The sequence below is a fragment of the Pseudomonas sp. P20 genome (genome assembly GCF_016463925.1).
Taxonomy (GTDB): domain Bacteria; phylum Pseudomonadota; class Gammaproteobacteria; order Pseudomonadales; family Pseudomonadaceae; genus Pseudomonas; species Pseudomonas aeruginosa.
Window position 1 is genome coordinate 114927 of record NZ_JAEMVM010000011.1, and the last position, 26433, is coordinate 141359.

Sequence of the window (26433 nt, forward strand, 5' to 3'; positions counted from 1 at the left end):
TGTGCGCACTGCCTACTGCTTCGACCTGGATGGAACCCTGACCCGTCAGGAACTGTTGCCGCTGATCGCGTCGTCCGTCGGTCTCGAAGACGAGATCGAGGTGCTGACCCAGGCCACCATCGACGGTTTCCTGCCGTTCGACAAATCCTTCAAGCTGCGTGTCCGCTTGCTGCGCGACGCGAACCTGGAGTGGATCCACACCGCCCTGCGTCAGCAGGTGGAGCTGGACCCGCATATCCAGGCGTTCATTTCCGCGCGCCCTCGGCAATGCTTCGTCGTGACCGGCAACCTGGACCTCTGGGTCGAGCCGGTACTCGAACGCCTCGGAGTGCGCAGCTTCACCTCGCGGGCGCGGATGCGCGACGGACGTCTGGAGGGAGTCGAGGAGATCCTCCACAAGGGCGATGCGGTGACCTCCCTGCGCGGCGAGTTCGAGCGCATCGTCGCCGTCGGCGAAGGGATGAACGACGTGCCGATGTTCGAGGCCGCCGATCTGCGCGTGGCCTACGGCGGAGTGCATGTGCCGAACCGGGTGCTGACCGGCCTGAGCGATTTCGTGGTCCATGAAGGAGAAGCCCTGTGTCGCCTATTGAACATGCTGTGATCAGCGCGGCGGGCATCGGCTCTCGTCTGGGACTGAACAAACCCAAGTGCCTGGTCGAGGTTGGTGGCAAGACGCTGCTGGCCCAGCACCTCGAGCGCCTGGCGGAGATCCCGAACGTCTGGGTCGTGGTGGGGTTTCAGGAGGAACTGGTCATCGAGCAGGTGCGCAACCTGCGCAGGGACGCGATCATCGTGCGCAACCCCGATTTCGACCGAACCAATACCTTGCAGAGTATCCACCGGGTTTCGCGTTATCTCGACCGGCGCTTCCTCGCCGTGGATGGCGACACCTTCATCGAGAATCGCTCGTTCGAACGCTTTCTCCGCGCCGCCGCCGGGCAGGCGGGCCTGATCGGCGTCTCGCGCTACACCACCAGCGATGGCGTGCGCGTTCTGCTGGATGCGGGTGGCGAGGCGGTCACCGCTTTCACCCGCGAGCCGCAGCACGCCTACGAATGGACGGGTATCGCGATTCTCCGGCCGGACATGGTGGTGGACCGGCCGATATACGTGTACCAGGCGCTCGAACCGTACCTGCCGCTGCCCGCGCAGGAACTCGACGCCTTCGACATCGATACCGCCAGCGACCTGGATATGGCGCGGCGCGTGCACCTGAATAACTGGAACCTGAATGATTGAGGACAGCGTGAGCGAACCCGGCCGGCGCGACGGTGGGGATGCCGGGAAACGATTGGCCTGGCTGCAGCGGCAGGTCTTGCCGGTGCTGGAGGAGGGGGACGCGGTCTGGGTTTCCGGGCTGGACGGCGCGCCGTTCGCCGGGGGCGCACACAAGGTCGTCGAGGCTTCCGTCGCTGGCGAGCTGCCTGGCAACGAGCGTTTCCGCCTGGCTTGCCTGGGCGGGGCGGTGGGAGGCGTGGCGGACGACTGGCAGGCCATGCGCCTGCTCCTGCGAGCGGTGGAGAGCCTGGAGGATCGCGGCTGGCTGCTGCTGGAGGAGGTTCTCTCGGTATCCGCCGCAGGCGCTTGCCGGAGTCCCCAGGCGCAGGCCCGCCTGGCGCTTTCCCTGGGCTTGCGGCAGGTCGCGGAACTGCACCTGGGCGCGCCGGACGACGGCGGACGCCAGCGGGTGCTGCAACTGTTCCGGCAGGACCTGGCGGTTGCGCGCATGCAGCGCTACTCGGGCCTGAGGGTCGCCTGTTACGGCAACATGCCTTTCCACTACCGCTCGTTGCGTCCTTTGGCCGAGTGTTTCGAGGACAGCCTCCTGAGCCTCGACATCGATGAAGTCATGGCCTGGAAACCGGACGTGATAGCGGTGGCCGACGGCTGGTCGGTGGAGTTCTGGCGCGACTACTGCGATGCGCACAACGTATTGCTGGTCGGCATGCGCCATGGCTCGGTCACCCGCTACGGATTCGCCGAGGGCACCTACCGCTACGCCGACTATCTGTGCGGCAGCGCCTGGGACATCGACGACACCCTGGCTTCCTCGGTGATGCCGCGCAACGGTTTCCTGCTGACCGGCAACGCCTGGTGCGACGAGGTGTTCCGGCTGCCCGCGAGAACCCCGGCGGAGAACGCGCCGACTATCCTCTTCGCCCCCACCTACAACCCCGAGATCAGCGCCGCCGTCCACCTCGGCGAGCGTGTGGTGGCGTTGATCCGCAAGGTCTATCCCGCGTCGCGGATCATCATCAAGCCGCATCCCGCCATCGTCCAGCACGAACATGCGTTCGTCAGCGACAAGGATCTGTTCCGCGACCTCATGAAGCTCTGGCGCGAACAGTCACGCACGGACCCGCTGGTCACTCTGGTGGACGACCCCGAGGCGAGCATCGCGGCCAGCTTCGCCGAAGCCGACATTCTGCTGGCGGACCGTTCTTCGCTGATCTTCGAGTTCATGACGCTCGACCGACCGATCCTGCTGTTCTCCCGCGAACAGCGGATCGCCCGCTGGGCCTACAACCCGGAGGCTCCAGGGAACGCCTGGCGCGATATCGGACTGGAGTTCGCCGACGACGAGCAACTGCTCGACCTGCTGGCCAATGCCTTTACCCGGCACGCGGAGAGTCGCGATACCCAGGAGAACCGCACGCAGCAGCTGTACGGCCGGTTTCGCGACGGACGCAGCGTCCAGAGGGTCGCCGCAGCGATCGCCGAGGCGCCGCGCTTGCAGATCGTGCTCGACGCGCGGGCCGCTGCGGATGGCGGGCAGCGACTGGCCGAACATTATGCGGCCTGCTTCGCCCATCGCCGTATCGACCTGATCGCTCCGTCCGGCGCGGCATTGCCGGCCGACGTGCGGCGCTTCGATTCGTGGCGGGCCTGGTGCGACGCGGAGGCTGCCACGCTCGAACGCAGGGCTTCGGCGGTGCTTCTGGTGGAAGACGGCGGCCAGTTGCTGCCGGGCAGCGCGCATCAGGTAAGCGCGCTCCTGCCGGCCATCGCCATGGGCCAGTTGCGGCATGCCCGGCTGGCGTTGGAAGAGCGCGAGGCCGGGCCCGCTGGCGAAACCGACTGGAGCGCTCGCCGCCTGCACAGGTTGCTCGCGCGCCTGCAGCCGAAGCCGGCCTGGCGTCTGCTGGCGCCCGCGCTGTTGCGCGAGGAACTGGCCGACCTGCCGGACGAAGCGGAGCAGCCGTTGTGGCTGCGCGCCGTGGCGGCAGCCGAGGCGCCGGTCGAATGGCCCGTCGGGCAGTTGAACCTGTTCGCCGAAGAGGGACTGTTGCGCCAGGGCGACGTGCATATGCTCTGCGCGCGCGCTCGGCTGCGCGCGGTTCCTTGCGTGTCGGGCCTGCCGCTGCGCCAGCGCCAGGTCGTCCTGCAGGTCACGCCCTTCGCCAGCCAGCTTTACGACCGCTTCCCGTTCCAGTTGCGCGTGTGCCTCAACGGCCAGCTCTTCAGCCGCGTGAGCGTCGAGGACGCGCGAGCGAAGTCGCTGGTCCTGCCGTTCCGGGGTGACGAACGCGGTGGCATGACGATCGAACTGGAGTGCGACGGCAGCTATCCGGCTTTCGAAGGCGTTTCCACGCCGGTCTCCCTGCTGCTCCAGACCGCGTTCCAGCCGGCGCCGGGAGACTATTGCGCGGCCCTCGCGGCCGGCGCAGCGAGCCCGGTGGCGGGGGAGGACTTCCGCAGCGAATACGAGACCTGGCTGCACGGGCGCGAAGTGGAGCCGGCCCGCTACCGTCCCTTCATCGACGCTTTGCGACGCGACTCGCGGATCGAAGTCCTGGTGCTTGCCGAGGAGGCCGAGGACGCAGACCTCCAGCGCAGCCTGGCGAGCATCGACGGCCAGGCCTTGCCGGCCTGGCGCACGCGGATACTGGGCAGAGCCCCGGCGTTTGCGCGCAAGGGCCTGGCGTGGCTGGCCGAGGGTGGTTCCGCCGCCGAGCGGATCAACCTGGCGGCGGCCGCCAGCGACGCCGACTGGCTGATCGTCATCCATGCCGGAGACGAACTGGCGCGTTCCGCGTTGCTCCTGCTGGCGGAAAAGATCCGTACGGAAACCGCGCTGCTGTGCTGCTACAGCGATGAAGACCATGTGTGCGACGGACGCTACGAGGCACCGTTGCTGAAGCCCGACTTCAACCTCGACCTTCTGCGCAGCTACCCCTACTGCGGTCGTTCCCTGGCCTTCCAGCGTGCCGCCTTGCTGGCGCAGGGCGGCTTGCAGGAAGGCTTCGGCGATCTGGCGTTGCAGGACTTCATGTTCCGCCTGGCGGAGCGGGAGGGCCTGGATCGTATCGGCCATCTCGCCGAGGTCCTCTACCACAGCGCTCGCGCCTTCGGAGAATGGCTGGCGAGCGCCGCCGTGCGCCCGTTCATCGCGAGCGTGGTCGACGAGCACCTGAACCGCCTCGGGGTTCCGCACCGGATCGAGCCGGGCCGGCTGGCGGTGATCAACCGCATCGCCTACGACTATCCGGGGACGCCGGCAGTGTCCCTGCTGCTTCCCGTGGGAGACAGCCTGAGCGCTCTCCAGCGCAGCGTGGAAAGCTTCCTGGAGAACACCGACTACCCGTCCTACGAATTGCTGCTGGTCGCCTCCGGCCCGCTGGCGCCCGACATGGCCGCCTGGCTGGAGGCGGTCCAGGGACTGGGGAGCGAGCAGATCCGGGTGCTCAGCCCGCAGGCTTCGAGCCTGGCCGGGTGCCTCAACCTCTGCGTGGCCGAGGCCCGAGGCGAATTCCTCCTGTCGTTGGGGGCGGGGGTCGTGGCCCTTCGTCCGGACTGGTTGCGCGAGTTGCTCAACCACGGCCGCCGCCCGGAGGTCGGGGCGGTCGGCGGCAAGCTCCTGGGCCTGGACGGAACGATTCGCGAGGCGGGCCTGGTGCTTGGCCTGGGCGGCACGGCGGGCCGCGCGTTCGCCGGCGAGGCGGGAGACAGCGCCGGCTACATGCATCGCCTGCTGGTCGTCCAGAATCACACGGCTCTGTCGGCTTCCTGCCTGTTGTTCAAGCGCTCGCTGCACGACGAACTCGGCGGCTTCGACGAGAACGACTTCGCTCATGGCCACGCCGACGTCGATTTCAGCCTGCGTGCCCGCCAGCTCGGCTACCTGTCGGTGTGGACGCCCTATGCAGTCCTGGCCCAGAACGGAAACGTCGAGCTGCCTTCCGTGGAGGCCGATGAGTCGCTCTACCGGCGCTGGCTACCGGCATTGGCGCGGGATCCCGCGTACAACCGCAATCTCAGCCTGGAGGGGGCCGGGTTCGCCCTGGAGCGCCCCGAGGTACCGGCCTGCCAACCGCTGTTCGGACGGTCGCCGCTGCCGCGGGTCCTGGCGCATCCTGCCGATCCCTACGGTTGTGGCCACTATCGCGTGCGTCAGCCGTTCCGCGCGCTGCACGACGCCGGCCTGCTGGACGGCATGCTCAGCGAGTCGCTCCTGCAGCCGGTGGCGTTGGAGCGCCTGGAGGTCGACAGCGTGATTCTCCAGCGGCAGATCAGCGAAGAGCAGTTGCGGGCCATTTCCCGGATGCGGTCGTTCAACCGCGCCTTCCGGGTCTACGAACTGGACGACTATCTGCCCGAGCTGCCGCTGAAGAGCCTGCATCGGGCCGAGATGCCCGGCGACATTCGCCAGATCCTCGGTCGTGCCCTGGGCCTGGCGGACCGTTTCGTGGTCTCGACCGAACCGTTGGCGGAGGCATTCCGGCGCATGCACGGGGACATCCGGGTCGTGCCGAACCGCCTTCCGTTGCCCTGGTGGCGCGACCTTTCCAGTCGGCGCCGGGACGCAGAGCGGCCACGGGTCGGATGGGCCGGCGGGATCGGCCATGGCGGCGATCTCGAGGTGATCGCCGAGGTCGTGCGCGAGCTGGCGGACGAGGTGGACTGGGTGTTCTTCGGATTCTGCCCGGATGCCTTGCGTCCCTATGTGCGCGAATACCATCCGGGGGTGGAGATCGAACGCTATCCCGCCTACCTGGCCAGCCTCGACCTTGATCTCGCCCTGGCGCCGTTGGAGCAGAACCGCTTCAACGAGTGCAAGAGCAACCTGCGCCTCCTGGAGTACGGCGTGCTCGGCTTCCCGGTGATCTGCAGCGACGTGCTTTGCTATCGCGACAGTCTCCCGGTCATGCGGGTGAAGAACCGTTCCAGGGACTGGCTGGAGGCGATCCGCGCGCACCTGGCCGATGCAGACGCCAACGCCGCGGCCGGCGCGCAGTTGCGCGAGGCGGTGCGCCGCGACTGGATGCTCGAAGGCGCGCATCTCGAGGCATGGGCGGCAGCCTGGCTGCCGGACTGAATCCGGGGTTTTCTCGAACGAGGCCGGTGGCGCAAGCCATCGGCCTTTTTTCATGCCCGGCGTGCCCTGTTGCACGGGAGGGCTAAAGAAAATCGCCGGGGGGTCGATGCAATGGGTGTCGGAACTTCCACCCTCTGCCGGACCAACCGGGGGCGGTTCAGGACCGATATTGGCGAGTCCTCTTCGAAGCATGTAACCCACTGAAGAGGAAGAGAAAAAGAAAATGTTGATTTTTTCTCTAAAGCTCCGCCGGGAAACGCCGATAAACACCATGAACGCGAATTCTTGGGGCACCTGAGCAAGCAGGCCGAGAGATCGCAAGCTCAGGTAACCGAAATAGGTCCTTTGGAGGAAATCACCATGGCCCTTACAGTCAACACGAACATTGCTTCCCTGAACACTCAGCGCAACCTGAATGCTTCTTCCAACGACCTCAACACCTCGTTGCAGCGTCTGACCACCGGCTACCGCATCAACAGTGCCAAGGACGATGCTGCCGGCCTGCAGATCTCCAACCGCCTGTCCAACCAGATCAGCGGTCTGAACGTTGCCACCCGCAACGCCAACGACGGCATCTCCCTGGCGCAGACCGCTGAAGGTGCCCTGCAGCAGTCCACCAATATCCTGCAGCGTATCCGCGACCTGGCCCTGCAATCCGCCAACGGCTCCAACAGCGACGCCGACCGTGCCGCCCTGCAGAAAGAAGTCGCTGCGCAACAGGCCGAACTGACCCGTATCTCCGATACCACCACCTTCGGTGGCCGCAAGCTGCTCGACGGCTCCTTCGGCACCACCAGCTTCCAGGTCGGTTCCAACGCCTACGAGACCATTGACATCAGCCTGCAGAATGCCTCTGCCAGCGCCATCGGTTCTTACCAGGTCGGCAGCAACGGCGCGGGTACCGTCGCCAGCGTAGCGGGCACCGCGACCGCTTCGGGCATCGCCTCGGGCACCGTCAACCTGGTCGGTGGCGGTCAGGTGAAGAACATCGCCATCGCCGCCGGCGATAGCGCCAAGGCCATCGCCGAGAAGATGGACGGTGCGATCCCGAACCTGTCGGCTCGTGCCCGTACCGTGTTCACCGCTGATGTCAGCGGCGTGACCGGTGGTTCGCTGAACTTCGACGTAACCGTTGGCAGCAACACCGTGAGCCTGGCAGGCGTGACCTCCACTCAGGATCTGGCCGACCAACTGAACTCCAACTCGTCGAAGCTGGGCATCACTGCCAGCATCAACGACAAGGGTGTACTGACCATCACCTCCGCTACCGGCGAGAACGTCAAGTTCGGTGCGCAGACCGGTACCGCTACTGCCGGTCAGGTCGCAGTGAAGGTCCAGGGTTCCGACGGCAAGTTCGAAGCGGCCGCCAAGAACGTGGTAGCTGCCGGTACTGCCGCTACCACCACCATCGTGACCGGCTACGTGCAACTGAACTCGCCGACCGCCTACTCGGTCAGCGGTACCGGCACCCAGGCTTCGCAGGTCTTCGGCAACGCCAGCGCCGCGCAGAAGAGCAGCGTTGCCAGCGTCGACATCTCCACTGCCGACGGCGCCCAGAACGCCATCGCGGTAGTCGATAACGCCCTGGCTGCGATCGACGCCCAGCGTGCTGACCTCGGTGCTGTTCAGAACCGCTTCAAGAACACTATCGACAACCTGACCAACATCTCGGAAAACGCTACCAACGCTCGTAGCCGCATCAAGGACACCGACTTCGCTGCCGAAACCGCGGCGCTGTCGAAGAATCAGGTGCTGCAACAGGCCGGTACCGCGATCCTGGCCCAGGCCAACCAGCTGCCGCAGGCGGTCCTGAGCCTGCTGCGCTAAGCCCGGGAACGGTCACTCACGCGGTACTGGGAGGAAGGGGTGACCCTTCCTCCCTTTTCCCTTTGCGAGGCATGAGAAATGGACGTCGGAAATATCACTTCCCTTTCTACGTTCAAGACCGGCAGGGCCCCGGAGGCCAGCGGCGATATCTTTGCGCCGCGCAGCGCAGCGGATGGCAGCGGCAAACCGTTGCCGGAAGTGACGGCTTCCCGGGAGGCCAGCGAATCTCGCGATGACCTGGGGCTCGCCGTCAGCGACATCCAGTCTTTCGTGCAGAGCGTCAAGCGCAACTTGAACTTCAGCATCGACGACTCCTCTGGCCAGGTCGTGGTCAAGGTGATCGACGGTGACTCGGGCGAAGTCGTGCGGCAAATCCCTTCCGAAGAAGTACTAAAACTTGCCGCCCGGCTCGACGACGTACGCAGTGTCCTGTTCGAAACCCGCGCCTGACGCGCGGGTTGAACGACTTGGCATGGTGCTTGCCCTATCGAAGGGATAGGGCAGTACATGCACGGTTTTTTGACGGAGATGGATTATGGCCGGTATCTCGATAGGAGTAGGCTCGACCGATTACACCGATCTGGTGAACAAGATGGTGAACCTGGAGGGCGCGGCTAAGACCAACCAGCTCGCCACCCTGGAGAAGACCACCACTACTCGTCTCACTGCCCTGGGCCAGTTCAAGAGTGCGATCAGCGCGTTCCAGACGGCGCTCACGGCGCTGAACAGCAATGCTGTGTTCATGGCGCGCACCGCCAAGTCTTCCAACGAAGACATTCTCAAGGCGAGCGCCACCCAGAGCGCGGTGGCTGGCACCTACCAGATCCAGGTCAACAGCCTTGCCACCAGCAGCAAGATTGCCCTCCAGGCCATCGCCGACCCGGCCAATGCCAAGTTCAACAGCGGTACGCTGAACATCTCCGTCGGCGACACCAAGCTGCCGGCGATCACCGTCGACTCCAGCAACAACACGCTGGCCGGCATGCGTGACGCCATCAATCAGGCCGGCAAGGAAGCGGGCGTCAGCGCCACCATCATTACCGACAACTCCGGCTCGCGTCTGGTGCTGAGCAGCACCAAGACCGGCGACGGCAAGGACATCAAGGTCGAGGTCAGCGATGACGGCAGCGGCGGCAATACGTCGCTCAGTCAACTGGCCTTCGATCCCGCGACGGCTCCCAAGCTCAGCGACGGCGCCGCTGCCGGCTACGTGACCAAGGCGGCAAACGGTGAAATCACCGTCGACGGCCTCAAGCGCAGCATCGCCTCCAACAGCGTGAGCGACGTCATTGACGGCGTCAGCTTCGACGTGAAAGCCGTCACCGAAGCCGGCAAGCCGATCACCCTGACTGTTTCCCGGGACGATGCCGGGGTGAAGGACAACGTCAAGAAGTTCGTCGAGGCCTACAACACCCTCACCAAGTTCATCAACGAACAGACCGTGGTGACCAAGGTCGGCGAAGACAAGAATCCGGTCACTGGTGCTCTGCTCGGCGATGCCTCCGTCCGTGCGCTGGTCAACACCATGCGCAGCGAACTGATCGCCTCCAACGAGAACGGCAGCGTACGCAACCTTGCCGCCCTCGGAATCACCACGACCAAGGACGGTACGCTGGAGATCGACGAGAAGAAGCTCGACAAGGCGATCAGCGCCGACTTCGAAGGCGTTGCCAGCTACTTCACCGGCGATACCGGCCTGGCCAAGCGCCTGGGCGATAAGATGAAGCCCTACACCGACGCCCAGGGGATTCTCGACCAGCGCACCACGACCTTGCAGAAGACCCTCAGCAACGTCGACACGCAGAAGGCTGATCTGGCCAAGCGGCTGGCGGCGCTGCAGGAGAAACTGACCACTCAGTTCAACCTGCTTTCCGCGATGCAGGATGAAATGACCAAGCGTCAGAAGAGCATCACGGACAACCTCGCCAGCCTGCCTTACGGCAGCGGCAAGAAGACCTGATCCGCTGGCTGGCGGTGCGGCCCAAGGCCGTATCGCCGGCAAAAAAACCTCCCGCCCACCGTAAAGCTCCCGCGCTCCTTGCCGATAACTTGGTCATAGCGAAGCCCACTGGGAGCGGTCCATGTACGCGATGAAAGCGATGAAGCAATACCAGCAGGTCAGCATCGAGGCTCAGGTTTCCGATGCCAACCCGCACCGTCTGATCCAACTGCTCATGCAGGGTGGTCTGGAGCGTCTGGCCCAGGCGCGTGGTGCGATGGAGCGGGAGCAGATCCCGGAAAAGGGGATCCTGATCGGCAAGGCCATCGGCATCATCGGCGGCCTTCGCGAAGCGCTGGACAGCGAGCGTGGTGGCGAGCTGGCCGGCAATCTGGATCGTCTCTACGAGTACATGATCGCTCGTCTGGTCGAGGCCAATACCAGCAACGATACCAGCCTGCTAGACGAAGTCAGCGCCCTGTTGTTGGAAGTGAAGTCCGGTTGGGACGGTATTTCGCACTGAAAGAGATGTAAAGGGATCGGTTATGAGCCAAGCCACGCAACAACTGGATGAAACCCGACTCGCCCTGGCCGATGCGTTGCAGGCCGGCAACTGGGATGCCATCGGTGAGCTGGATCAGGTCTGTCAGGTCAAGATCGACCAGGCCATGCATGATGACGAGCGCGACGAGCAGGCCTTGCGCGTGAGCCTGGAGCAGTTGCTCAGCTTGTACAACGATATGCTCAGCGCTTGCCGGCAGCAGCGCGAAGCGATCGGTGCGGAGCTGACCGGTCTGCAGCGTGCGAGTAAAGGCGCCAAGGTCTACCAGATGTTCGGATAAGTTTTTCATGGCTTTGTGCCGTTACTTTGGCGCAAGGCTTTTCGGAAAAATTTACATATCCCCCAAAACCCCTGCCAGTACTGCTTTCCATGCGGTCTGTAGGGGTTTTTTATTGCCTCTCCCTGTCGGAAACAGCAAAAAAAACACGCCATAAAATTGACTAATCGTTCACATTTGACTTAACTAGTGGCCAAATGCTGGCTGCTTATTAGAAATAGGCATTAGTCCCAGCCCTCTTTCGGGTCGAGCGAGACCCATTCGATGCAAGGCAGCTGATCAAAATGTGGCGCGAAACCAAACTCTTGCTGATTGACGACAATCTCGATCGCAGTCGCGACCTGGCAGTCATTCTCAACTTCCTCGGCGAAGATCAGCTGACCTGCAACAGCGAGGATTGGCGAGAGGTAGCGGCGGGCCTGAGCAACAGTCGCGAAGCCCTGTGCGTGCTGCTCGGTAGCGTCGAGTCGAAGGGCGGGGCGGTAGAGCTGCTGAAGCAGCTGGCCAGTTGGGACGAGTACCTGCCGATCCTGCTGATCGGCGAGCCGGCCCCGGCCGACTGGCCGGAAGAGCTGCGCCGCCGGGTGCTCGCCAGCCTGGAGATGCCGCCCAGCTACAACAAGCTGCTCGACTCCCTGCATCGCGCCCAGGTCTACCGCGAGATGTACGACCAGGCCCGCGAGCGCGGCCGTTCCCGCGAGCCGAACCTGTTCCGCAGCCTGGTCGGCACCAGCCGGGCGATCCAGCAGGTGCGGCAGATGATGCAGCAGGTCGCCGATACCGATGCCAGCGTGCTGATCCTCGGCGAGTCCGGCACCGGCAAGGAAGTGGTGGCGCGCAACCTGCATTACCATTCCAAGCGCCGCGAGGGGCCCTTCGTCCCGGTGAACTGCGGGGCGATCCCGGCGGAACTGCTGGAAAGCGAATTGTTCGGCCACGAGAAGGGCGCCTTCACCGGTGCCATCACCAGTCGTGCCGGACGTTTCGAGCTGGCCAACGGCGGCACCCTGTTCCTCGACGAGATCGGCGACATGCCGCTGCCGATGCAGGTCAAGCTGCTGCGCGTGCTGCAGGAGCGCACCTTCGAAAGGGTCGGCAGCAACAAGACGCAGAACGTCGACGTGCGGATCATCGCCGCGACCCACAAGAACCTCGAGAAGATGATCGAGGACGGCACTTTCCGCGAAGACCTCTACTACCGCCTCAACGTATTCCCCATCGAGATGGCGCCGCTGCGCGAGCGGGTGGAAGACATCGCCCTGCTGCTCAACGAACTGATCTCGCGGATGGAGCATGAGAAGCGCGGGTCGATCCGCTTCAACTCGGCAGCGATCATGTCGCTCTGCCGCCACGACTGGCCGGGCAACGTCCGCGAACTGGCGAACCTGGTGGAGCGCCTGGCGATCATGCATCCCTACGGGGTGATCGGGGTCGGCGAACTGCCGAAGAAATTCCGCCATGTCGACGACGAGGACGAGCAACTCGCCAGCAGCCTGCGCGAAGAGCTGGAAGAGCGCGCGGCGATCAACGCCGGGCTGCCGGGAATGGACGCGCCGGCGATGCTGCCGGCCGAAGGCCTGGACCTTAAGGACTACCTGGCCAACCTCGAGCAGGGCCTGATCCAGCAGGCCCTCGACGACGCCGGCGGAGTGGTCGCGCGGGCCGCCGAACGCCTGCGCATCCGTCGCACCACGCTGGTGGAGAAGATGCGCAAGTACGGCATGAGCCGGCGCGACGACGACCTGTCGGATGATTGACAGGTCGTTTCGCAACGCTTTGATTTACAAATGAAAAAAATTTAGGCACGGGTATTGCTATATCTCCGTCGACCGACAGAACCATGACGTCGCGCCGACCGAGAGAAACGCAATGCAACCAGCCCTCAACGCCTTCCCCGAGCAGCCAGCCGATACGGCCGAGGCCACCAGCCGCGCCGGCCTCGAGCAGGCCTTCGCGCTGTTCAACCAGATGTCCAGCCAGCTCAGCGAGTCCTACAGCCTGCTGGAGGAGCGCGTTACCGAGCTGAAAGGGCAACTGGCCCTGGTCAGCGCGCAGCGCATGGAGGAGCTGGCGGAAAAGGAGCGCCTGGCGAACCGCTTGCAGAGCCTGCTCGACCTGCTTCCCGGCGGCGTCATCGTCATCGATGCCCATGGCGTGGTCCGCGAGGCCAACCCGGCGGCCCTGGGCCTGCTTGGCGAGCCGTTGGTGGGCATGCTCTGGCGTGAGGTGATCGCCCGCTGCTTCGCTCCGCGCGAGGATGACGGTCACGAGATTTCCCTGCGCGACGGGCGACGCCTGTCCATCGCCACCCGCTCGCTGAACGGCGAACCGGGTCAACTGATCCTGCTCAACGACCTTACCGATACCCGCCGTCTCCAGGAGCAACTGGCGCGCCACGAGCGCCTGTCGGCGCTGGGGCGGATGGTCGCCTCGCTGGCCCACCAGATCCGCACGCCGTTGTCAGCGGCGTTGCTCTATGCCGGGCACCTCAGCGAGCAGGCGCTGCCGACCGACCAGCAGCAACGCTTCGCCGGGCGCCTGAAGGAGCGCCTGCACGAACTGGAGCATCAGGTACGCGACATGCTGGTGTTCGCCCGCGGCGAGCTGCCACTGACCGACCGGGTGGCGCCGAAGGCGCTGTTCGACAGCCTGCGCGCGGCGGCCGAAGTCCATGTCCAGGGGCTCCAGGTGCGTTGGCAGTGCGAGGCGCGCGGCGGCGAGCTGCTGTGCAATCGCGACACCCTGGTGGGCACCGTGCTCAACCTGGTGGAGAACGCGATCCAGGCCTGCGGGCCCGAACTGCGCCTGAAGGTGCATCTCTATGCCCGCGCCGACAGCCTGCGCCTCAGCGTCAGCGACAACGGACCGGGTATGGACCCGGCGACCCTGGCGCGCCTGGGCGAACCCTTCTTCACCACCAAGACCACCGGTACCGGGCTCGGCCTGGCGGTGGTCAAGGCCGTGGCGCGCGCCCACCAGGGGCAATTGCAGTTGCGCTCTCGGCCGGGGCGCGGCACCTGCGCCACCTTGATCCTGCCGCTGATTCCGGCGGCGCCTCTTTCTGCGATTCAGGAGTAACCCCATGGCAGCCAAAGTCCTGCTGGTCGAAGACGACCGCGCACTACGCGAAGCCCTCAGCGACACCCTGCTGCTGGGCGGTCACGAGTTCGTCGCCGTGGACTCGGCGGAGGCGGCGCTGCCGGTCCTGGCCCGCGAAGCCTTCAGCCTGGTGATCAGCGACGTGAACATGCCGGGCATGGACGGGCACCAGTTGCTCGGCCTGATCCGTACACGCTACCCGCACCTGCCGGTGTTGCTGATGACCGCCTACGGCGCGGTCGATCGCGCCGTCGAGGCGATGCGCCAGGGCGCCGCCGACTACCTGGTCAAGCCGTTCGAGGCGCGGGCGCTGCTCGACCTGGTGGCACGCCATGCGCTGGGCCAGTTGCCGGGCAGCGAGGAGGATGGTCCGGTGGCCCTGGAGCCGGCCAGCCGGCAGTTGCTGGAACTGGCCGCGCGGGTCGCGCGCAGCGATTCCACCGTGCTGATCTCCGGCGAGTCCGGGACCGGCAAGGAAGTCCTGGCGAACTATATCCACCAGCAATCGCCGCGTGCCGGCAAGCCGTTCATCGCGATCAACTGCGCGGCGATCCCGGACAACATGCTCGAGGCCACCCTGTTCGGCCACGAGAAAGGTTCCTTCACCGGCGCCATTGCCGCCCAGCCCGGCAAGTTCGAGCTGGCCGACGGCGGCACCATTCTTCTCGACGAGATATCGGAAATGCCCCTCGGCCTGCAGGCCAAGCTGTTGCGCGTATTGCAGGAGCGCGAGGTGGAGCGGGTCGGTGCGCGCAAACCGATCAACCTGGATATCCGCGTGCTTGCCACGACCAACCGCGACCTCGCGGCGGAAGTCGCGGCGGGGCGTTTCCGCGAGGACCTCTACTATCGCCTGTCGGTCTTCCCGCTGGCCTGGCGGCCGCTGCGCGAACGCCCTGCGGACATCCTGCCGCTGGCCGAGCGTCTGCTGCGCAAGCACAGCCGCAAGATGAACCTCGGCGCGGTGGCGCTCGGCCCCGAGGCCGCCCAGTGCCTGGTCCGGCATGCCTGGCCGGGCAACGTACGGGAACTCGACAACGCCATCCAGCGTGCGTTGATCCTGCAACAGGGCGGCCTGATCCAGCCCGCCGACCTGTGCCTCACCGCGCCGATCGGTATGCCGCTCGCGGCCCCGGTGCCGGTGCCCATGCCGGCAATGCCACCGGCCACCCCGCCGAGCGTCGAGATTCCGTCGCCGGCCGCAGGCCAGGACGCTAGCGGCGCGCTGGGCGACGACCTGCGCCGCCGCGAATTCCAGGTGATCATCGATACCCTGCGCACCGAGCGCGGCCGCCGCAAGGAGGCCGCCGAGCGCCTTGGCATCAGCCCGCGGACCCTGCGCTACAAGCTCGCCCAGATGCGCGACGCGGGGATGGACGTGGAGGCCTATCTCTACGCCATCTGAGGGCTCGCCATGTTCCCCAGGCCCGCCTCGTGCGGGCCTTTTGCGTCCGCCGCCGGTCGTCGCCCGGGGCTGTTCGAGCGTGCGCGCCTGCCGATAACCGGAGCAGGGACGGACCCTGCAGCGGTCGCGGGCATTGGCGGCGAACGCCGATGCCGGGCCTTGGGGTCGACTTGGCACCCTTGTTGCTAACTCCTCTGCAAAGTGCCGGGCGGCGTCAAAAAAGCCGCGGCTGTTGGAGGAAGAGTCATGAGTCAGGGTGTCGAGTTCAATCGTCTGATGCTGGAAATGCGCTCCATGCAAATGGAAGCCATGGCCAAGGCCAAACCGGTTCAGGCGCCGGCCGAAGCGGGGGCGCCGAGCTTTTCGGAAATGCTCTCCCAGGCCGTGGACAAGGTGAACGAGACCCAGCAGGCCTCCACCGCGATGGCCAACGCCTTCGAGGTCGGCCAGAGCGGCGTCGACCTGACCGACGTGATGATCGCCAGCCAGAAGGCCAGCGTGTCGTTCCAGGCCATGACCCAGGTGCGCAACAAACTGGTCCAGGCCTACCAAGACATCATGCAGATGCCGGTCTGAGCGGCGCGAGGATAACTAGTTCATGGCCGATGCACTGATCGACAGCCAGGTTCCCGCCAAGAGCGGCGGTGCCGGGATGCTGAAGAAATCCTTCCCGGGACTGTCGTTCCTCGACAACCTTTCCGAGATGACCATGCTGCGCCAGATCGGCCTGCTGGTCGGTCTCGCCGCCAGCGTGGCGATCGGCTTCGCCGTCGTGCTCTGGTCCCAGCAGCCGGACTACAAGCCGCTCTATGGCAGCCTCAACGGGGTCGACGCGAACCGTGTGGTGGAAGCGCTGACCGCGGCGGACATTCCCTACAAGGTCGAACCCAACTCCGGCGCGCTGCTGGTCAAGGCCGACGACCTCGGCCGGGCACGCATGAAGGTGGCCTCCGCCGGCGTGGCGCCGACCGACAACAACGTCGGTTTCGAGATCCTCGACAAGGAACAGGCGCTGGGCACCAGCCAGTTCATGGAAGCCACCAACTACCGCCGCGGCCTGGAAGGCGAGCTGGCGCGCACCGTGTCGAGCCTGAACAACGTCAAGGCCGCCCGCGTGCACCTGGCGATCCCGAAGAGTTCGGTGTTCGTCCGCGACGACCGCAAGCCCAGCGCCTCGGTGCTGGTCGAGCTGTATCCGGGTCGCAGCCTGGAGCCGAGCCAGGTGATGGCGATCGTCAACCTGGTCGCCACCAGTGTGCCGGAGCTGGACAAGTCGCAGGTCACCGTGGTCGACCAGAAGGGCAACCTGCTCTCCGACCAGCAGGAACTCTCCGAGCTGACCATGGCCGGCAAGCAGTTCGACTTCACCCGGCGCATGGAAGGCCTGCTCACCCAGCGCGTGCACAATATCCTGCAACCGGTGCTGGGCAACGGTCGCTACAAGGCCGAGGTGTCCGCCGACGTTGACTTCAGCGCGGTCGAGTCGACCTCGGAGATGTACAACCCGGACCAGCCGGCCCTGCGCAGCGAGCAACGCAACAACGAGGAACGGCAGAATTCGTCCGGCCCGCAGGGCGTGCCGGGGGCGCTGTCGAACCAGCCGCCGGGCCCGGCCAGCGCGCCGCAGCAGGCCACCGCCAGCGCGCCGGCCGACTACGTCGCGCCGGGCCAGCCGCTGAAGGACGCCAACGGCCAGACCATCATCGATCCGAAGACCGGCAAGCCGGAGCTGGCGCCGTACCCGACCGACAAGCGCGACCAGACCACCCGCAACTACGAACTGGACCGCTCGATCAGCTACACCAAGCAGCAGCAGGGGCGCTTGCGCCGACTGTCGGTGGCGGTGGTGCTGGACGACCAGATGAAGGTCGACGCGAAGACCGGCGAGGTCAGCCACCAGCCCTGGAGCGCCGACGAACTGGCGCGCTTCACCCGCCTGGTACAGGATTCGGTGGGCTACGACGCCAGCCGCGGCGACAGCGTCAGCGTGATCAACGCGCCGTTCGCCCCGGCCCAGGCCGAAGAGATCGACAGCATTCCGTTCTACTCGCAGCCGTGGTTCTGGGACATCGTCAAGCAGGTGCTCGGCGTGCTGTTCATCCTGGTCCTGGTGTTCGGTGTGCTGCGTCCGGTGCTGAGCAACATCACCGGCGGCGGCAAGGGCAAGTCGCTGGCCGGCGGCGGCGGTCGCGACGGCGACCTGGCGCTGGGCGAGAGTGGCCTGGAAGGCTCGCTGGCCGACGACCGGGTGAGCATCGGCGGGCCGTCGAGCATCCTCCTGCCGAGCCCCACGGAGGGGTATGATGCGCAATTGAACGCGATCAAGAACCTGGTCGCACAGGACCCGGGCCGCGTCGCCCAGGTCGTGAAAGAGTGGATCAACGCCGATGAGTAAGCGCCATGAGTGAGAATCGTCTCGCCGCCAAACTGACCAAGGTCGACAAGGCCGCCATCCTGCTCCTGTCGCTCGGCGAGACCGACGCGGCGCAGGTGCTGCGGCACATGGGACCGAAAGAGGTGCAGCGGGTCGGCGTGGCCATGGCGTCGATGCGCAACGTGCATCGCGAACAGGTCGAGCAGGTGATGGGCGAGTTCGTCGAAGTGGTCGGCGACCAGACCAGCCTCGGCGTCGGTGCCGACGGCTACATCCGCAAGATGCTCACCCAGGCCCTCGGCGAGGACAAGGCCAACAACCTGATCGACCGCATCCTCCTCGGCGGCAGCACCAGCGGCCTGGACAGCCTGAAGTGGATGGAGCCGCGTGCCGTGGCCGACGTGATCCGTTACGAACACCCGCAGATCCAGGCCATCGTGGTCGCCTACCTCGATCCCGACCAGGCCGCCGAGGTGCTCAGCCATTTCGACCACAAGGTGCGCCTGGATATCGTCCTGCGCGTCTCCTCGCTGAACACCGTGCAGCCCTCGGCGCTGAAGGAACTCAACCTGATCCTGGAGAAGCAGTTCGCCGGCAATTCCAACGCCACCCGCACCACCATGGGCGGGGTCAAGCGCGCGGCGGACATCATGAACTACCTCGACAGCTCCATCGAAGGCCAGCTGATGGATTCGATCCGCGAGGTCGACGAAGACCTGTCCGGACAGATCGAGGACCTGATGTTCGTCTTCGACAACCTCGCCGACGTCGACGACCGTGGCATCCAGGCGCTGCTCCGGGAAGTCTCCTCGGACGTACTGGTGCTGGCGCTCAAGGGCTCCGACGAGGCGATCCGCGAGAAGGTCTTCAAGAACATGTCCAAGCGTGCCGCCGAGCTGCTGCGCGACGACCTGGAGGCCAAGGGGCCGGTACGGGTCAGCGAAGTGGAAGGTGCGCAGAAGGAAATCCTCACCATTGCCCGGCGCATGGCCGAGTCCGGCGATATCGTGCTGGGCGGCAAGGGTGGCGAGGAGATGATCTGAGGTGGTCCCCCACGACAAGGACAAAGACAATCCCAGCGAACTGATCCGCGGCAAGGACGTGGCGGCCTTCGGCCTCTGGTCGTTGCCGAGCTTCGACGAGCCGCGCGACGAGCCGGCCGTTGCCGCGCCGCAGGTGCCCGCGGTCGCCGAACCCGCGCCGGCGCCGCCGGCGGTGGAAGAGGTCGAGCTGGAGACCGTCAAGCCGCCGACGCTGGAGGAGATCGAGGCGATCCGCCAGGACGCCTACAACGAAGGCTTCGCCACCGGCGAGCGCGACGGTTTCCACGCCGGCCAGTTGAAGGCGCGGCAGGAAGCCGAGGAGGCGCTGAAGGAGCGTCTGCAAAGTCTCGAGCGTCTGATGACGCAGCTTCTGGAACCCATCGCCGAGCAGGACGCCCTGATCGAGCAGGGCATGGTCAACCTGGTCAACCACGTTGCCCGCCAAGTGATCCAGCGCGAACTGCACATGGACTCCAGCCATGTCCGCCAGGTCCTGCGCGAGGCTCTGAAGCTGCTGCCGATGGGCGCGGCGAACATCCGTATCCATGTCAACCCGCAGGACTTCGAGCGGGTCAAGGCGCTGCGCGAGCGCCACGAAGAGAGCTGGCGGATTCTCGAGGACGATTCGTTGCTGCCCGGCGGCTGCCGCATCGAGACCGAGCACAGTCGCATCGACGCGACCATCGAGACGCGCCTGGCGCAGGCAGTGAAGCAACTGTTCGAGCAACAGCGCGAACAGGCGACCCATCCGCTGGCCAGCGACATCCGGATCGACCTCGACGCCCCCGGAGACGTCGATGCGCCTTGAGCGAACCAGTTTCGCCAGGCGCCTGGAGGGCTACACCGAGGCTGTCTCGCTGCCGGCGCAGCCGGTGGTCGAGGGCCGCCTGCTGCGCATGGTCGGCCTGACCCTCGAAGCCGAAGGCTTGCAGGCCGCGGTCGGCAGCCGCTGCAACGTGATCAACGAAAGCGGCTACCACCCGGTGCAGGTGGAGGCCGAAGTGATGGGCTTTTCCGGTAGCAAGGTGTACCTGATGCCGGTCGGCAGCCTCGCCGGCATCGCGCCTGGCGCGCGGGTCGTGCCGCTGCCGGACACCGGGCGCCTGCCGATGGGCATGTCGATGCTCGGCCGGGTGCTCGATGGCGCCGGCCGCGCCCTCGACGGCAAGGGCGGAATGCGCGCCGAAGACTGGGTGCCGATGGACGGCCCGACGATCAACCCGCTCAAGCGCCACCCGATCAGCGAACCTCTCGACGTCGGCATCCGCTCGATCAATGGCCTGCTCACGGTCGGCCGCGGCCAGCGCCTCGGCCTGTTCGCCGGTACCGGGGTGGGCAAGTCGGTGCTGCTGGGGATGATGACCCGCTTCACCAGGGCCGACATCATCGTCGTCGGTCTGATCGGCGAGCGGGGCCGCGAGGTGAAGGAGTTCATCGACGAGATCCTCGGCGAGGAAGGCCTCAAGCGCTCCGTGGTGGTCGCCTCGCCGGCCGACGACGCGCCGCTGATGCGCCTGCGTGCCGCGCAGTACTGCACGCGGATCGCCGAGTACTTCCGCGACAAGGGCAAGAACGTATTGCTGCTGATGGACTCGCTGACCCGCTACGCCCAGGCCCAGCGCGAGATCGCCTTGGCCATCGGCGAGCCACCGGCGACCAAGGGGTATCCGCCATCGGTGTTCGCCAAGCTGCCGAAGCTGGTGGAACGCGCCGGCAATGCCGAAGCCGGTGGCGGCTCGATCACCGCGTTCTACACCGTGCTCTCCGAGGGCGACGACCAGCAGGACCCGATCGCCGACGCCGCTCGCGGCGTGCTCGACGGGCACTTCGTATTGTCCCGGCGGTTGGCCGAGGAAGGCCACTATCCGGCCATCGATATCGAAGCTTCGATCAGCCGGGTGATGCCGCAGGTGGTCGAGGCCGAGCACCTGCGCGACGCACAGCGCTTCAAGCAGCTCTGGTCGCGCTACCAGCAGAGTCGCGATCTGATCAGCGTCGGTGCCTACGTGGCCGGCGGCGATCCCGAGACCGACCTGGCCATCGCTCGCTTCCCGGTCATGCGCCAGTTCCTGCGCCAGGGCCTCGACGAAAGCGAAAGCCTGGCGGAAAGCCGTGCGCGGCTGGCGAGCCTGCTCGCCGGCGGGCAGGCCTGAGGCGCGCTGAGGCATGGAGAAGCGCGCGGCGCGGCTGGCGCCGGTGGTGGACATGGCCAGCAAGGCCGAGCGGGATGCCGCGACCCAGCTGGGCAGGTGCCAGCAGCAATTGCTCGCGGCACAGCAGAAGCTGGCGGAGCTGGAACGCTACCGCAACGACTACCAGCAGCAATGGATCAGCCAGGGCCAGAAGGGCGTCAGCGGCCAGTGGCTGATGAACTACCAGCGCTTCCTCTCGCAACTGGAGACCGCCGTCGCCCAGCAGGCCAACAGCGTGACCTGGCACCGCGAGGCGGTGGACAAGGCGCGGCTCAACTGGCAGGAGAGATACGCCCGCCTGGAAGGGCTGCGCAAGCTGGTCGAGCGCTACCTGGAAGAGGCGCGCCAGGCCGAGGACAAGCGCGAGCAGAAACAGCTCGACGAACTCGCCCAGCGTACCCGCCGCCAGGACGACTGACGACTCAGAAGAACGGACGCGACGCCTTCAGCATGAATGTGGTGTCGCAGTAGCTGTTGTGTCCCGAGTAGGCGCTGCAATCGCTGCCGGTCAGGCTGGTGCCGCTGTAGGACAGGTTCAGGTCGATGCCCAGCCAGGGCCGCGAGAGGTTCACCGACCAGTCGTTGAAGACGCTCACGTAGCCCCCGCCGCTGAGGCTCGCCGGGTTGTCCAGGCGATGGTTGCCGTACTTCAGGGTGACGTCGAAACCGAACGGCGGGTTGACCCCGAGGTCGGCGAACAGGGTGGTGTCGTTGCGCCCCGGGTCGCTGCTCAGGGCCGCGCCGAGCCGGCTGCCGAAGATCGACAGGCCGCCGTAGAGTTCGGCTGCGTCGTTGGCCGGCTGCTCCGGGCGGCTGTAGCGGATCAGGCCCATTTCGTAGCCCAGGCGGTTGTTCAGCGGGCGCTTGAAGCCGGCGTAGGAGTCGATCTCGGTGGGCTTGCCGGGGTCGAGGTTGGAGGTCCAGTTGCCGATGTACCAGCCACTTTCGTGGCTTAGGTCGAGGCCGCCGTGGAAACTGCCGGAGCTGCCCGGGGTGACCAGGCCCTGGGCCATGCTGCGGGTCGGACTGGTGGCCAGCTTGAGTTCGAAATCGCCCAGGTCGCGGGCCATCACCTGGGCCAGGGCCGAGGAACTGGCGAGCAGGGCACAGGTGAGCACGAGCAGGTGCTTGAGCATGGTTCTCCCCTGGTAATGCGGACAACGGCGCTGCGCCGGTCTTCCCGCACGACGCCAACGGCAAGGCCGCGGCATGGGGCCGGGCGAGGTCGGGCAGGTCGGAAGGGCAGGAAGAGCGGCGAGCTAGAGCGCCACGGACCATCTTAACCAAGGTTCGGGCGGCTGACCGACCGCTCGTCAGGGCCGGCCGATCAATTGTTACCGCAGGCTTTCCGCGAGGCTGGCCAGGCGAATCACTTCCACCCGGTTGCGACCGCTGCTCTTGGCCCGGTAGAGAGCCTGGTCGGCGGCGCTGTAGAGCTGCTCGTAGCTGGCCTGGCCGCCTCCGTCGAGGCTGGCCACGCCGAAGCTGGCGGTCAGGCAGAGCACGCCGTCCTGCGTCGCCAGCGGGGTACCTTCGAGGCGTTCGCGGAGTTTTTCCGCAAGGCTGCGAGCCTGCTGCTCGGCGGTGTCGGGCAGGAGCAGGAGGAATTCTTCCCCGCCCAGGCGCGCCACGCTGTCGCTGCTACGGGTATTGCCGCGCAGCAGGTTGGCTGCATGGCGGATGACCTCGTCGCCGAAGGGGTGCCCATAGCGGTCGTTGATGTACTTGAAGTGATCCAGGTCGACCATCAGCAGGCTCAGCGGCTGCGGTTGGCGAGCGATGCGCGCGAGCTCCATGAGCACCAACTGGTCGAACTCGCGACGATTGAACAGGCCGGTCAGGGGGTCGTGACCGGCCAGGTACTCCAACTGGCGATTCTTCTCCTCCAGCTCCTGCCGCTGCAACTCCAGCTTGCGTTGCTGGCGCAGGTTGCGCACGTGGCCGTGCCAGAGGATCAGCGACAGCAGCAGGCCGAGGCCGAACGCGGTGAGGCCGTTGGCCTGGTTCGACAGGCGCAGTTGCGGGTCGGCCTGGGCGTGGTCCATCGCCACCTCGAAGGCCAGCATCGCCAGACCGTAGAAGGGCACCGCGTAGGCCGGGCGGATCAGGATGAACATGGCGCAGGCGAAACAGGCCAGCAGCAGCGGCGTGATGTTGCTGGTGATGCGCTGGTCGATGCAGGCGATGGCGACGCCGAAGCCTATGATCCCTGCGCCGCCCAGCAGGATCAGCAGGCGCATGCGCCACAGCTTGGGTGGCTGGCGGCGCAGCCATAGCGCGAGCAGGCCGATGCCGCCGAAGAGCAGGGCCATGGCGCCATGGGCGTACATGATTTCCTGGCGCCAGAGCTGATGGCCGAGGTCCGGGCGGAAGTCCTTGAGGGAAAACACCAGGATGTGGATCAGGTTGAAGGGGACGGTCAGCAGCGCGAGGTGGGTCAGACGCGAGAGATTCTCCAGGGCGATGGGAAGGGCCAGGGACGAATTCACCTCGATGGCGTGCTGGATCGATTCGAGCGTCGTTCTGGCCACGTTCTGCGGGTCCGCGTGGGCGCTGTGCCATCACAGCATAGCAGCGTCGCGACGGCCGCCCTATCCGGCTTTCCGGGCCGGTCGTCCGGTTTGCACGGGCGTACCTGGCGCCGCTTTCATTCCGGCAGCCGCTTGGCCAGCAGCAGTGCGACCAGGCCCAGCAGGCTCCAGTACGCGGCCAGCGGCCAGGGACGGTCGAACGGTAGCAGGGTGGATGCGCCCAGTCCGAGGCCGATCAGCAGGTAGTAGGCGAGCCCGAACAGGGCTCCGGCGCGTCCCCGGCAATCGTCGTAGGCGTGCAGCGCCGGACCCAGCAGGTTGGGAATCGCCACGCCGAAGCCGATGAAGATCGGCAGGGCTGGCAGCGCCCAGTACAGGCCTTCGGCGTATCCGACGGCGGCCAACAGCGTCTGCGCTGTCGCGCCGGCGGCCGCCAGCGCCAGGCCCAGGCGTACCCGGCGAGCGCTGTTCCAGGTGCGCGGCAGGCGTCGGTTGAGCAAGGCGCCGAGGCTCCCGGCAATGGCGATGGCCAGGCCGATCCAGCCGAAGCCCAGGCCGGGCAGGTCGCCGACCATGAACGGCCCGGCGGCGTAGAAGGAGAACACCAGCACATTGAGCACCGCCACCAGCAGTGCGCGCGTTTGTAGCGGGCGGTCGGCCAGGACCCGTCGGAAGATCGCCAGGGTCGCGGGCTCGGGCGTGCCCGCCAGCAGCGGACGGGTTTCCGGCCAGGCCGGGACGACCAGCGCCGCCAGCGAGGCGAGCAGCACCGCCAGGGTGGCGAACACCGCCGGGTGCCCGCCGAGGTCGGCCAGCCACTGGCCGCCGAGGGGGCCGACTGCCGGCGACCAGGCCAGCACCGCGCCGAGCGTGACGAAATAGCTCATCAACGCCGGGCCTTGCAGCACATCGCGCAGGCTGGCCTGCACCGTCACCGAGCAGGTCGCCAGGCCGAGGCCCTGGACCAGGCGACAGGCAAGCAGGTAGGAATAGTCGGTACTGGCCCAGGCACCGAAGGTCGCCAGGGCCGCCAGGCCGAGCCCGCCGAGCAGAGCCGGGCGCCGGCCGAGGCGGTCGGCCAGCCAGCCCCAGAGCCAGATGCCGGGGGCGAAACCGACGAAGAACAGCGCCATGGTCCACTGGCTGGTAGCGTCGTCCAGTCGCCAGTGGCTGGCCAGGGCCGGCAGCGCGGGGGAAAGGATGGTTTCGGCGACTTGCGGCAGGGCTAGCAGGGCGAGCACCAGCAGCAGGGGAGGGCGAGGACGGTCAGGCATGATGGCTCCGGAAAAAAGAGCCAAGCCTAGGTCGCTTGCGCCTGGCAGAATGCTGCGGTCAGGACGGAAAACATCGCGAAGAGGACAAGGTGCCGCGCTATCCCTACGAACGGGTCGAGGATCCCGATCTCGCCCGCTGCCCGGTGGTCGGCCTCGAGGTCGACAGCACCGGCCACCGCAGCGACTGGCATTGCCACCGGCGCGCGCAGTTGCTGTACATGGCGGCCGGTAGCGTCACGCTGTATTTCGCCGAGCGCATTTGCCAATTGACGCCGCTCCAGGCCGCCTGGCTGCCGGCCGGCGTGCCGCATCGCACGGTCCTGCACGGGCGCTTCGCCTACCGTAGCCTGTACTTCGAACCCTCGGCGTTCGCCGAGCTGCCGGACAGCGTCCAGGTCCTCGAGGTCGGGCCGCTAATGCGCGAACTGATCCTGCGCATGACCGGCTGGGCAGCCGACTTGCAATTGGAAGGGCCGCACCTGACGCTGTTGCGCGCACTGTTCGATGAACTGGCGAGCGCGCCGGCACACGCCGCGAGCCTGCCGATGCCACGCGATGCGCGGGCGCTGAAGGTGGCCGAGGCGCTGCTGGCGCAACCCGCGCTGGACTGGAGCATCGAGGCGTGGGGACGTGAGGTCGGCGCCAGCGGGCGGACCCTGGCGCGTCTGTTCACCGAGCAGACCGGCCTGGGTTTCTCCCGCTGGCGAACCCAGGCGCGCTTGTTCGAAGCGCGGAGGCGCCTGGCCGAAGGCCGCTCGGTGACCGAGGTCGCCCACGCCCTGGGCTACGCCAGCGACAGCGCGTTCATCGCCATGTACCGGCGGGTCTGCGGGCAGTCGCCGGGGCGCGCCCTGCGTGGCCTCGAATGAGCGCTCAGAAGCGTTCGTGGAGGCCGAGGTAGCGCCATTCGCCGAGCGGTAGCCTGGCCAGCGACAGCGCGCCGATGCGCAGGCGGCGGATGCTCCGCACTTCCAGCCCCTCGCTTTCGCACATGAAGCGCAACTGGCCGGGCAGCACGTCTTTGAGGGCGAAGCGCAGGTGGCTTTCGTTCTGCCAACTGACCTTGCACGGCGATAGCCTGCGGCCCTGGTAGGCGAGGCCGTGGCGCAGGCGCTCGAGGCCGCCGGCGGCCAGGTCGCCGGCGACCTCGACCAGGTATTCCTGCTCCAGCCGTGCACCGTCGTCCACCAGCTTGCGCAGTACGCCGTGCTGCTGGCTGAACACCACCAGCCCCGAAGCCTCGCTGTCCAGCGCAAGGGTGGGACGCTGGCGGGCGAAGTGTTTTTTCAGCGCTCGCAAGGGACTGGGGTCATCGCTCCAGCGCCGCCCCGCAGCGAGCAGGCCTTCCAAATCGTCGTGGCGCCAGCCGGCCGGCTTGTGCAACAGCAGGGTGGCCGGTTCGATCGTTTCCGCGCGGGCGCCCGGCAGCAGCTCCACGCGCTGGTCGAGCACCTTGAACTGTGGCTCCTCGATCACTTCGCCGTCGACGCTGACCCAGCCGCCCTCGATGTACAGCTCGGCTTCGCGGCGCGAGCAGGCGGTGAGTTCGGCGAGGCGTTTGGACAGGCGGATCGGGTCGGTCATGGCGAGG

The 26433-nt window shown here is 66.5% G+C and carries 22 protein-coding genes; 18 read left to right on the plus strand and 4 right to left on the minus strand.

Annotated features, from left to right (window positions below; genetic code table 11):
• Position 1: 1 nt before the first annotated feature.
• From JHD77_RS17130 to fliJ, 17 genes are all read left to right on the plus strand, one after another.
• On the plus strand, positions 2 to 604 hold the full coding sequence (locus JHD77_RS17130; RefSeq protein WP_009877982.1) for an HAD-IB family phosphatase: 603 nt from the start codon (positions 2 to 4) through the stop codon (positions 602 to 604).
• On the plus strand, positions 580 to 1242 hold the full coding sequence (locus JHD77_RS17135; protein WP_003082180.1) for a phosphocholine cytidylyltransferase family protein: 663 nt from the start codon (positions 580 to 582) through the stop codon (positions 1240 to 1242). The genes JHD77_RS17130 and JHD77_RS17135 overlap by 25 nt, the downstream gene beginning before the upstream one ends.
• Complete coding sequence (locus JHD77_RS17140; RefSeq protein WP_031756164.1) at positions 1235 to 6319, plus strand: CDP-glycerol glycerophosphotransferase family protein; 5085 nt, start codon at positions 1235 to 1237, stop codon at positions 6317 to 6319. The genes JHD77_RS17135 and JHD77_RS17140 overlap by 8 nt, the downstream gene beginning before the upstream one ends.
• A gap of 360 nt (positions 6320 to 6679) precedes the next feature.
• A complete protein-coding gene (gene fliC, locus JHD77_RS17145; RefSeq protein ID WP_003112503.1) occupies positions 6680 to 8146 on the plus strand; it encodes a B-type flagellin in 1467 nt (488 codons plus the stop codon).
• Between the two features lie 78 nt (positions 8147 to 8224).
• Complete coding sequence (locus tag JHD77_RS17150; protein ID WP_003082188.1) at positions 8225 to 8596, plus strand: flagellar protein FlaG; 372 nt, start codon at positions 8225 to 8227, stop codon at positions 8594 to 8596.
• A gap of 85 nt (positions 8597 to 8681) precedes the next feature.
• Positions 8682 to 10106 (plus strand): flagellar filament capping protein FliD, encoded by a 1425-nt coding sequence (gene fliD / locus JHD77_RS17155; protein ID WP_003082190.1) that lies wholly within the window; start codon positions 8682 to 8684, stop codon positions 10104 to 10106.
• A gap of 121 nt (positions 10107 to 10227) precedes the next feature.
• Positions 10228 to 10608 carry a flagellar export chaperone FliS gene (gene fliS, locus JHD77_RS17160; RefSeq protein WP_003082192.1) on the plus strand — a complete coding sequence of 127 codons (381 nt, stop codon included), beginning with the start codon at positions 10228 to 10230 and terminating at the stop codon, positions 10606 to 10608.
• Positions 10609 to 10630: 22 nt separating this feature from the next.
• Positions 10631 to 10927: a pili length/flagellar attachment protein FleP gene (gene fleP / locus JHD77_RS17165; protein ID WP_003082194.1), complete on the plus strand. Its 297-nt coding sequence runs from the start codon at positions 10631 to 10633 to the stop codon at positions 10925 to 10927.
• A 281-nt stretch (positions 10928 to 11208) separates the two neighbouring features.
• Positions 11209 to 12681 (plus strand): transcriptional regulator FleQ, encoded by a 1473-nt coding sequence (gene fleQ, locus JHD77_RS17170; protein WP_003086448.1) that lies wholly within the window; start codon positions 11209 to 11211, stop codon positions 12679 to 12681.
• 112 nt (positions 12682 to 12793) lie between these two features.
• Positions 12794 to 14002, plus strand: coding sequence for a sensor histidine kinase FleS (gene fleS / locus JHD77_RS17175; protein WP_003109120.1), 1209 nt, complete (start codon positions 12794 to 12796; stop codon positions 14000 to 14002).
• A 4-nt stretch (positions 14003 to 14006) separates the two neighbouring features.
• A complete protein-coding gene (gene fleR, locus JHD77_RS17180) occupies positions 14007 to 15428 on the plus strand; it encodes a sigma-54-dependent response regulator transcription factor FleR (protein WP_003082202.1) in 1422 nt (473 codons plus the stop codon).
• 246 nt (positions 15429 to 15674) lie between these two features.
• Positions 15675 to 16004: a flagellar hook-basal body complex protein FliE gene (gene fliE / locus JHD77_RS17185; RefSeq protein WP_003140591.1), complete on the plus strand. Its 330-nt coding sequence runs from the start codon at positions 15675 to 15677 to the stop codon at positions 16002 to 16004.
• A 22-nt stretch (positions 16005 to 16026) separates the two neighbouring features.
• Entirely contained in the window at positions 16027 to 17823 is a 1797-nt protein-coding gene (fliF, locus tag JHD77_RS17190) for a flagellar basal-body MS-ring/collar protein FliF (RefSeq protein ID WP_003109118.1), read from the plus strand.
• 5 nt (positions 17824 to 17828) lie between these two features.
• The gene (gene fliG / locus JHD77_RS17195) at positions 17829 to 18845 is read left to right on the plus strand and encodes a flagellar motor switch protein FliG (RefSeq protein ID WP_003082212.1); all 1017 of its coding nucleotides are present in this window, start codon (positions 17829 to 17831) and stop codon (positions 18843 to 18845) included.
• Position 18846: 1 nt separating this feature from the next.
• Positions 18847 to 19653, plus strand: coding sequence for a flagellar assembly protein FliH (gene fliH / locus JHD77_RS17200; protein ID WP_003082217.1), 807 nt, complete (start codon positions 18847 to 18849; stop codon positions 19651 to 19653).
• Complete coding sequence (fliI, locus tag JHD77_RS17205) at positions 19643 to 20998, plus strand: flagellar protein export ATPase FliI (protein ID WP_003086458.1); 1356 nt, start codon at positions 19643 to 19645, stop codon at positions 20996 to 20998. Before fliH ends, fliI begins: the two co-directional genes overlap by 11 nt.
• Before the next feature lie 13 nt (positions 20999 to 21011).
• A complete protein-coding gene (gene fliJ, locus JHD77_RS17210; protein ID WP_003082220.1) occupies positions 21012 to 21455 on the plus strand; it encodes a flagellar export protein FliJ in 444 nt (147 codons plus the stop codon).
• 4 nt (positions 21456 to 21459) lie between these two features.
• Here the strand turns inward: fliJ and JHD77_RS17215 are convergent, their stop codons facing one another.
• The 3 genes from JHD77_RS17215 to JHD77_RS17225 form a co-directional block, all read right to left on the minus strand.
• Entirely contained in the window at positions 21460 to 22173 is a 714-nt protein-coding gene (locus JHD77_RS17215; RefSeq protein WP_003086461.1) for a TorF family putative porin, read from the minus strand.
• Between the two features lie 198 nt (positions 22174 to 22371).
• Complete coding sequence (gene roeA / locus JHD77_RS17220; RefSeq protein ID WP_003082226.1) at positions 22372 to 23568, minus strand: diguanylate cyclase RoeA; 1197 nt, start codon at positions 23566 to 23568, stop codon at positions 22372 to 22374.
• A gap of 116 nt (positions 23569 to 23684) precedes the next feature.
• Entirely contained in the window at positions 23685 to 24842 is a 1158-nt protein-coding gene (locus tag JHD77_RS17225; protein WP_003158219.1) for a multidrug effflux MFS transporter, read from the minus strand.
• Positions 24843 to 24931: 89 nt separating this feature from the next.
• Here JHD77_RS17225 and JHD77_RS17230 point away from each other — a divergent pair, with 89 nt between their 5' ends.
• Positions 24932 to 25711: an AraC family transcriptional regulator gene (locus tag JHD77_RS17230; RefSeq protein WP_003082235.1), complete on the plus strand. Its 780-nt coding sequence runs from the start codon at positions 24932 to 24934 to the stop codon at positions 25709 to 25711.
• 4 nt (positions 25712 to 25715) lie between these two features.
• Here the strand turns inward: JHD77_RS17230 and JHD77_RS17235 are convergent, their stop codons facing one another.
• Positions 25716 to 26426 (minus strand): rRNA pseudouridine synthase, encoded by a 711-nt coding sequence (locus JHD77_RS17235; protein ID WP_003082237.1) that lies wholly within the window; start codon positions 26424 to 26426, stop codon positions 25716 to 25718.
• Between the last annotated feature and the right edge of the window lie 7 nt (positions 26427 to 26433).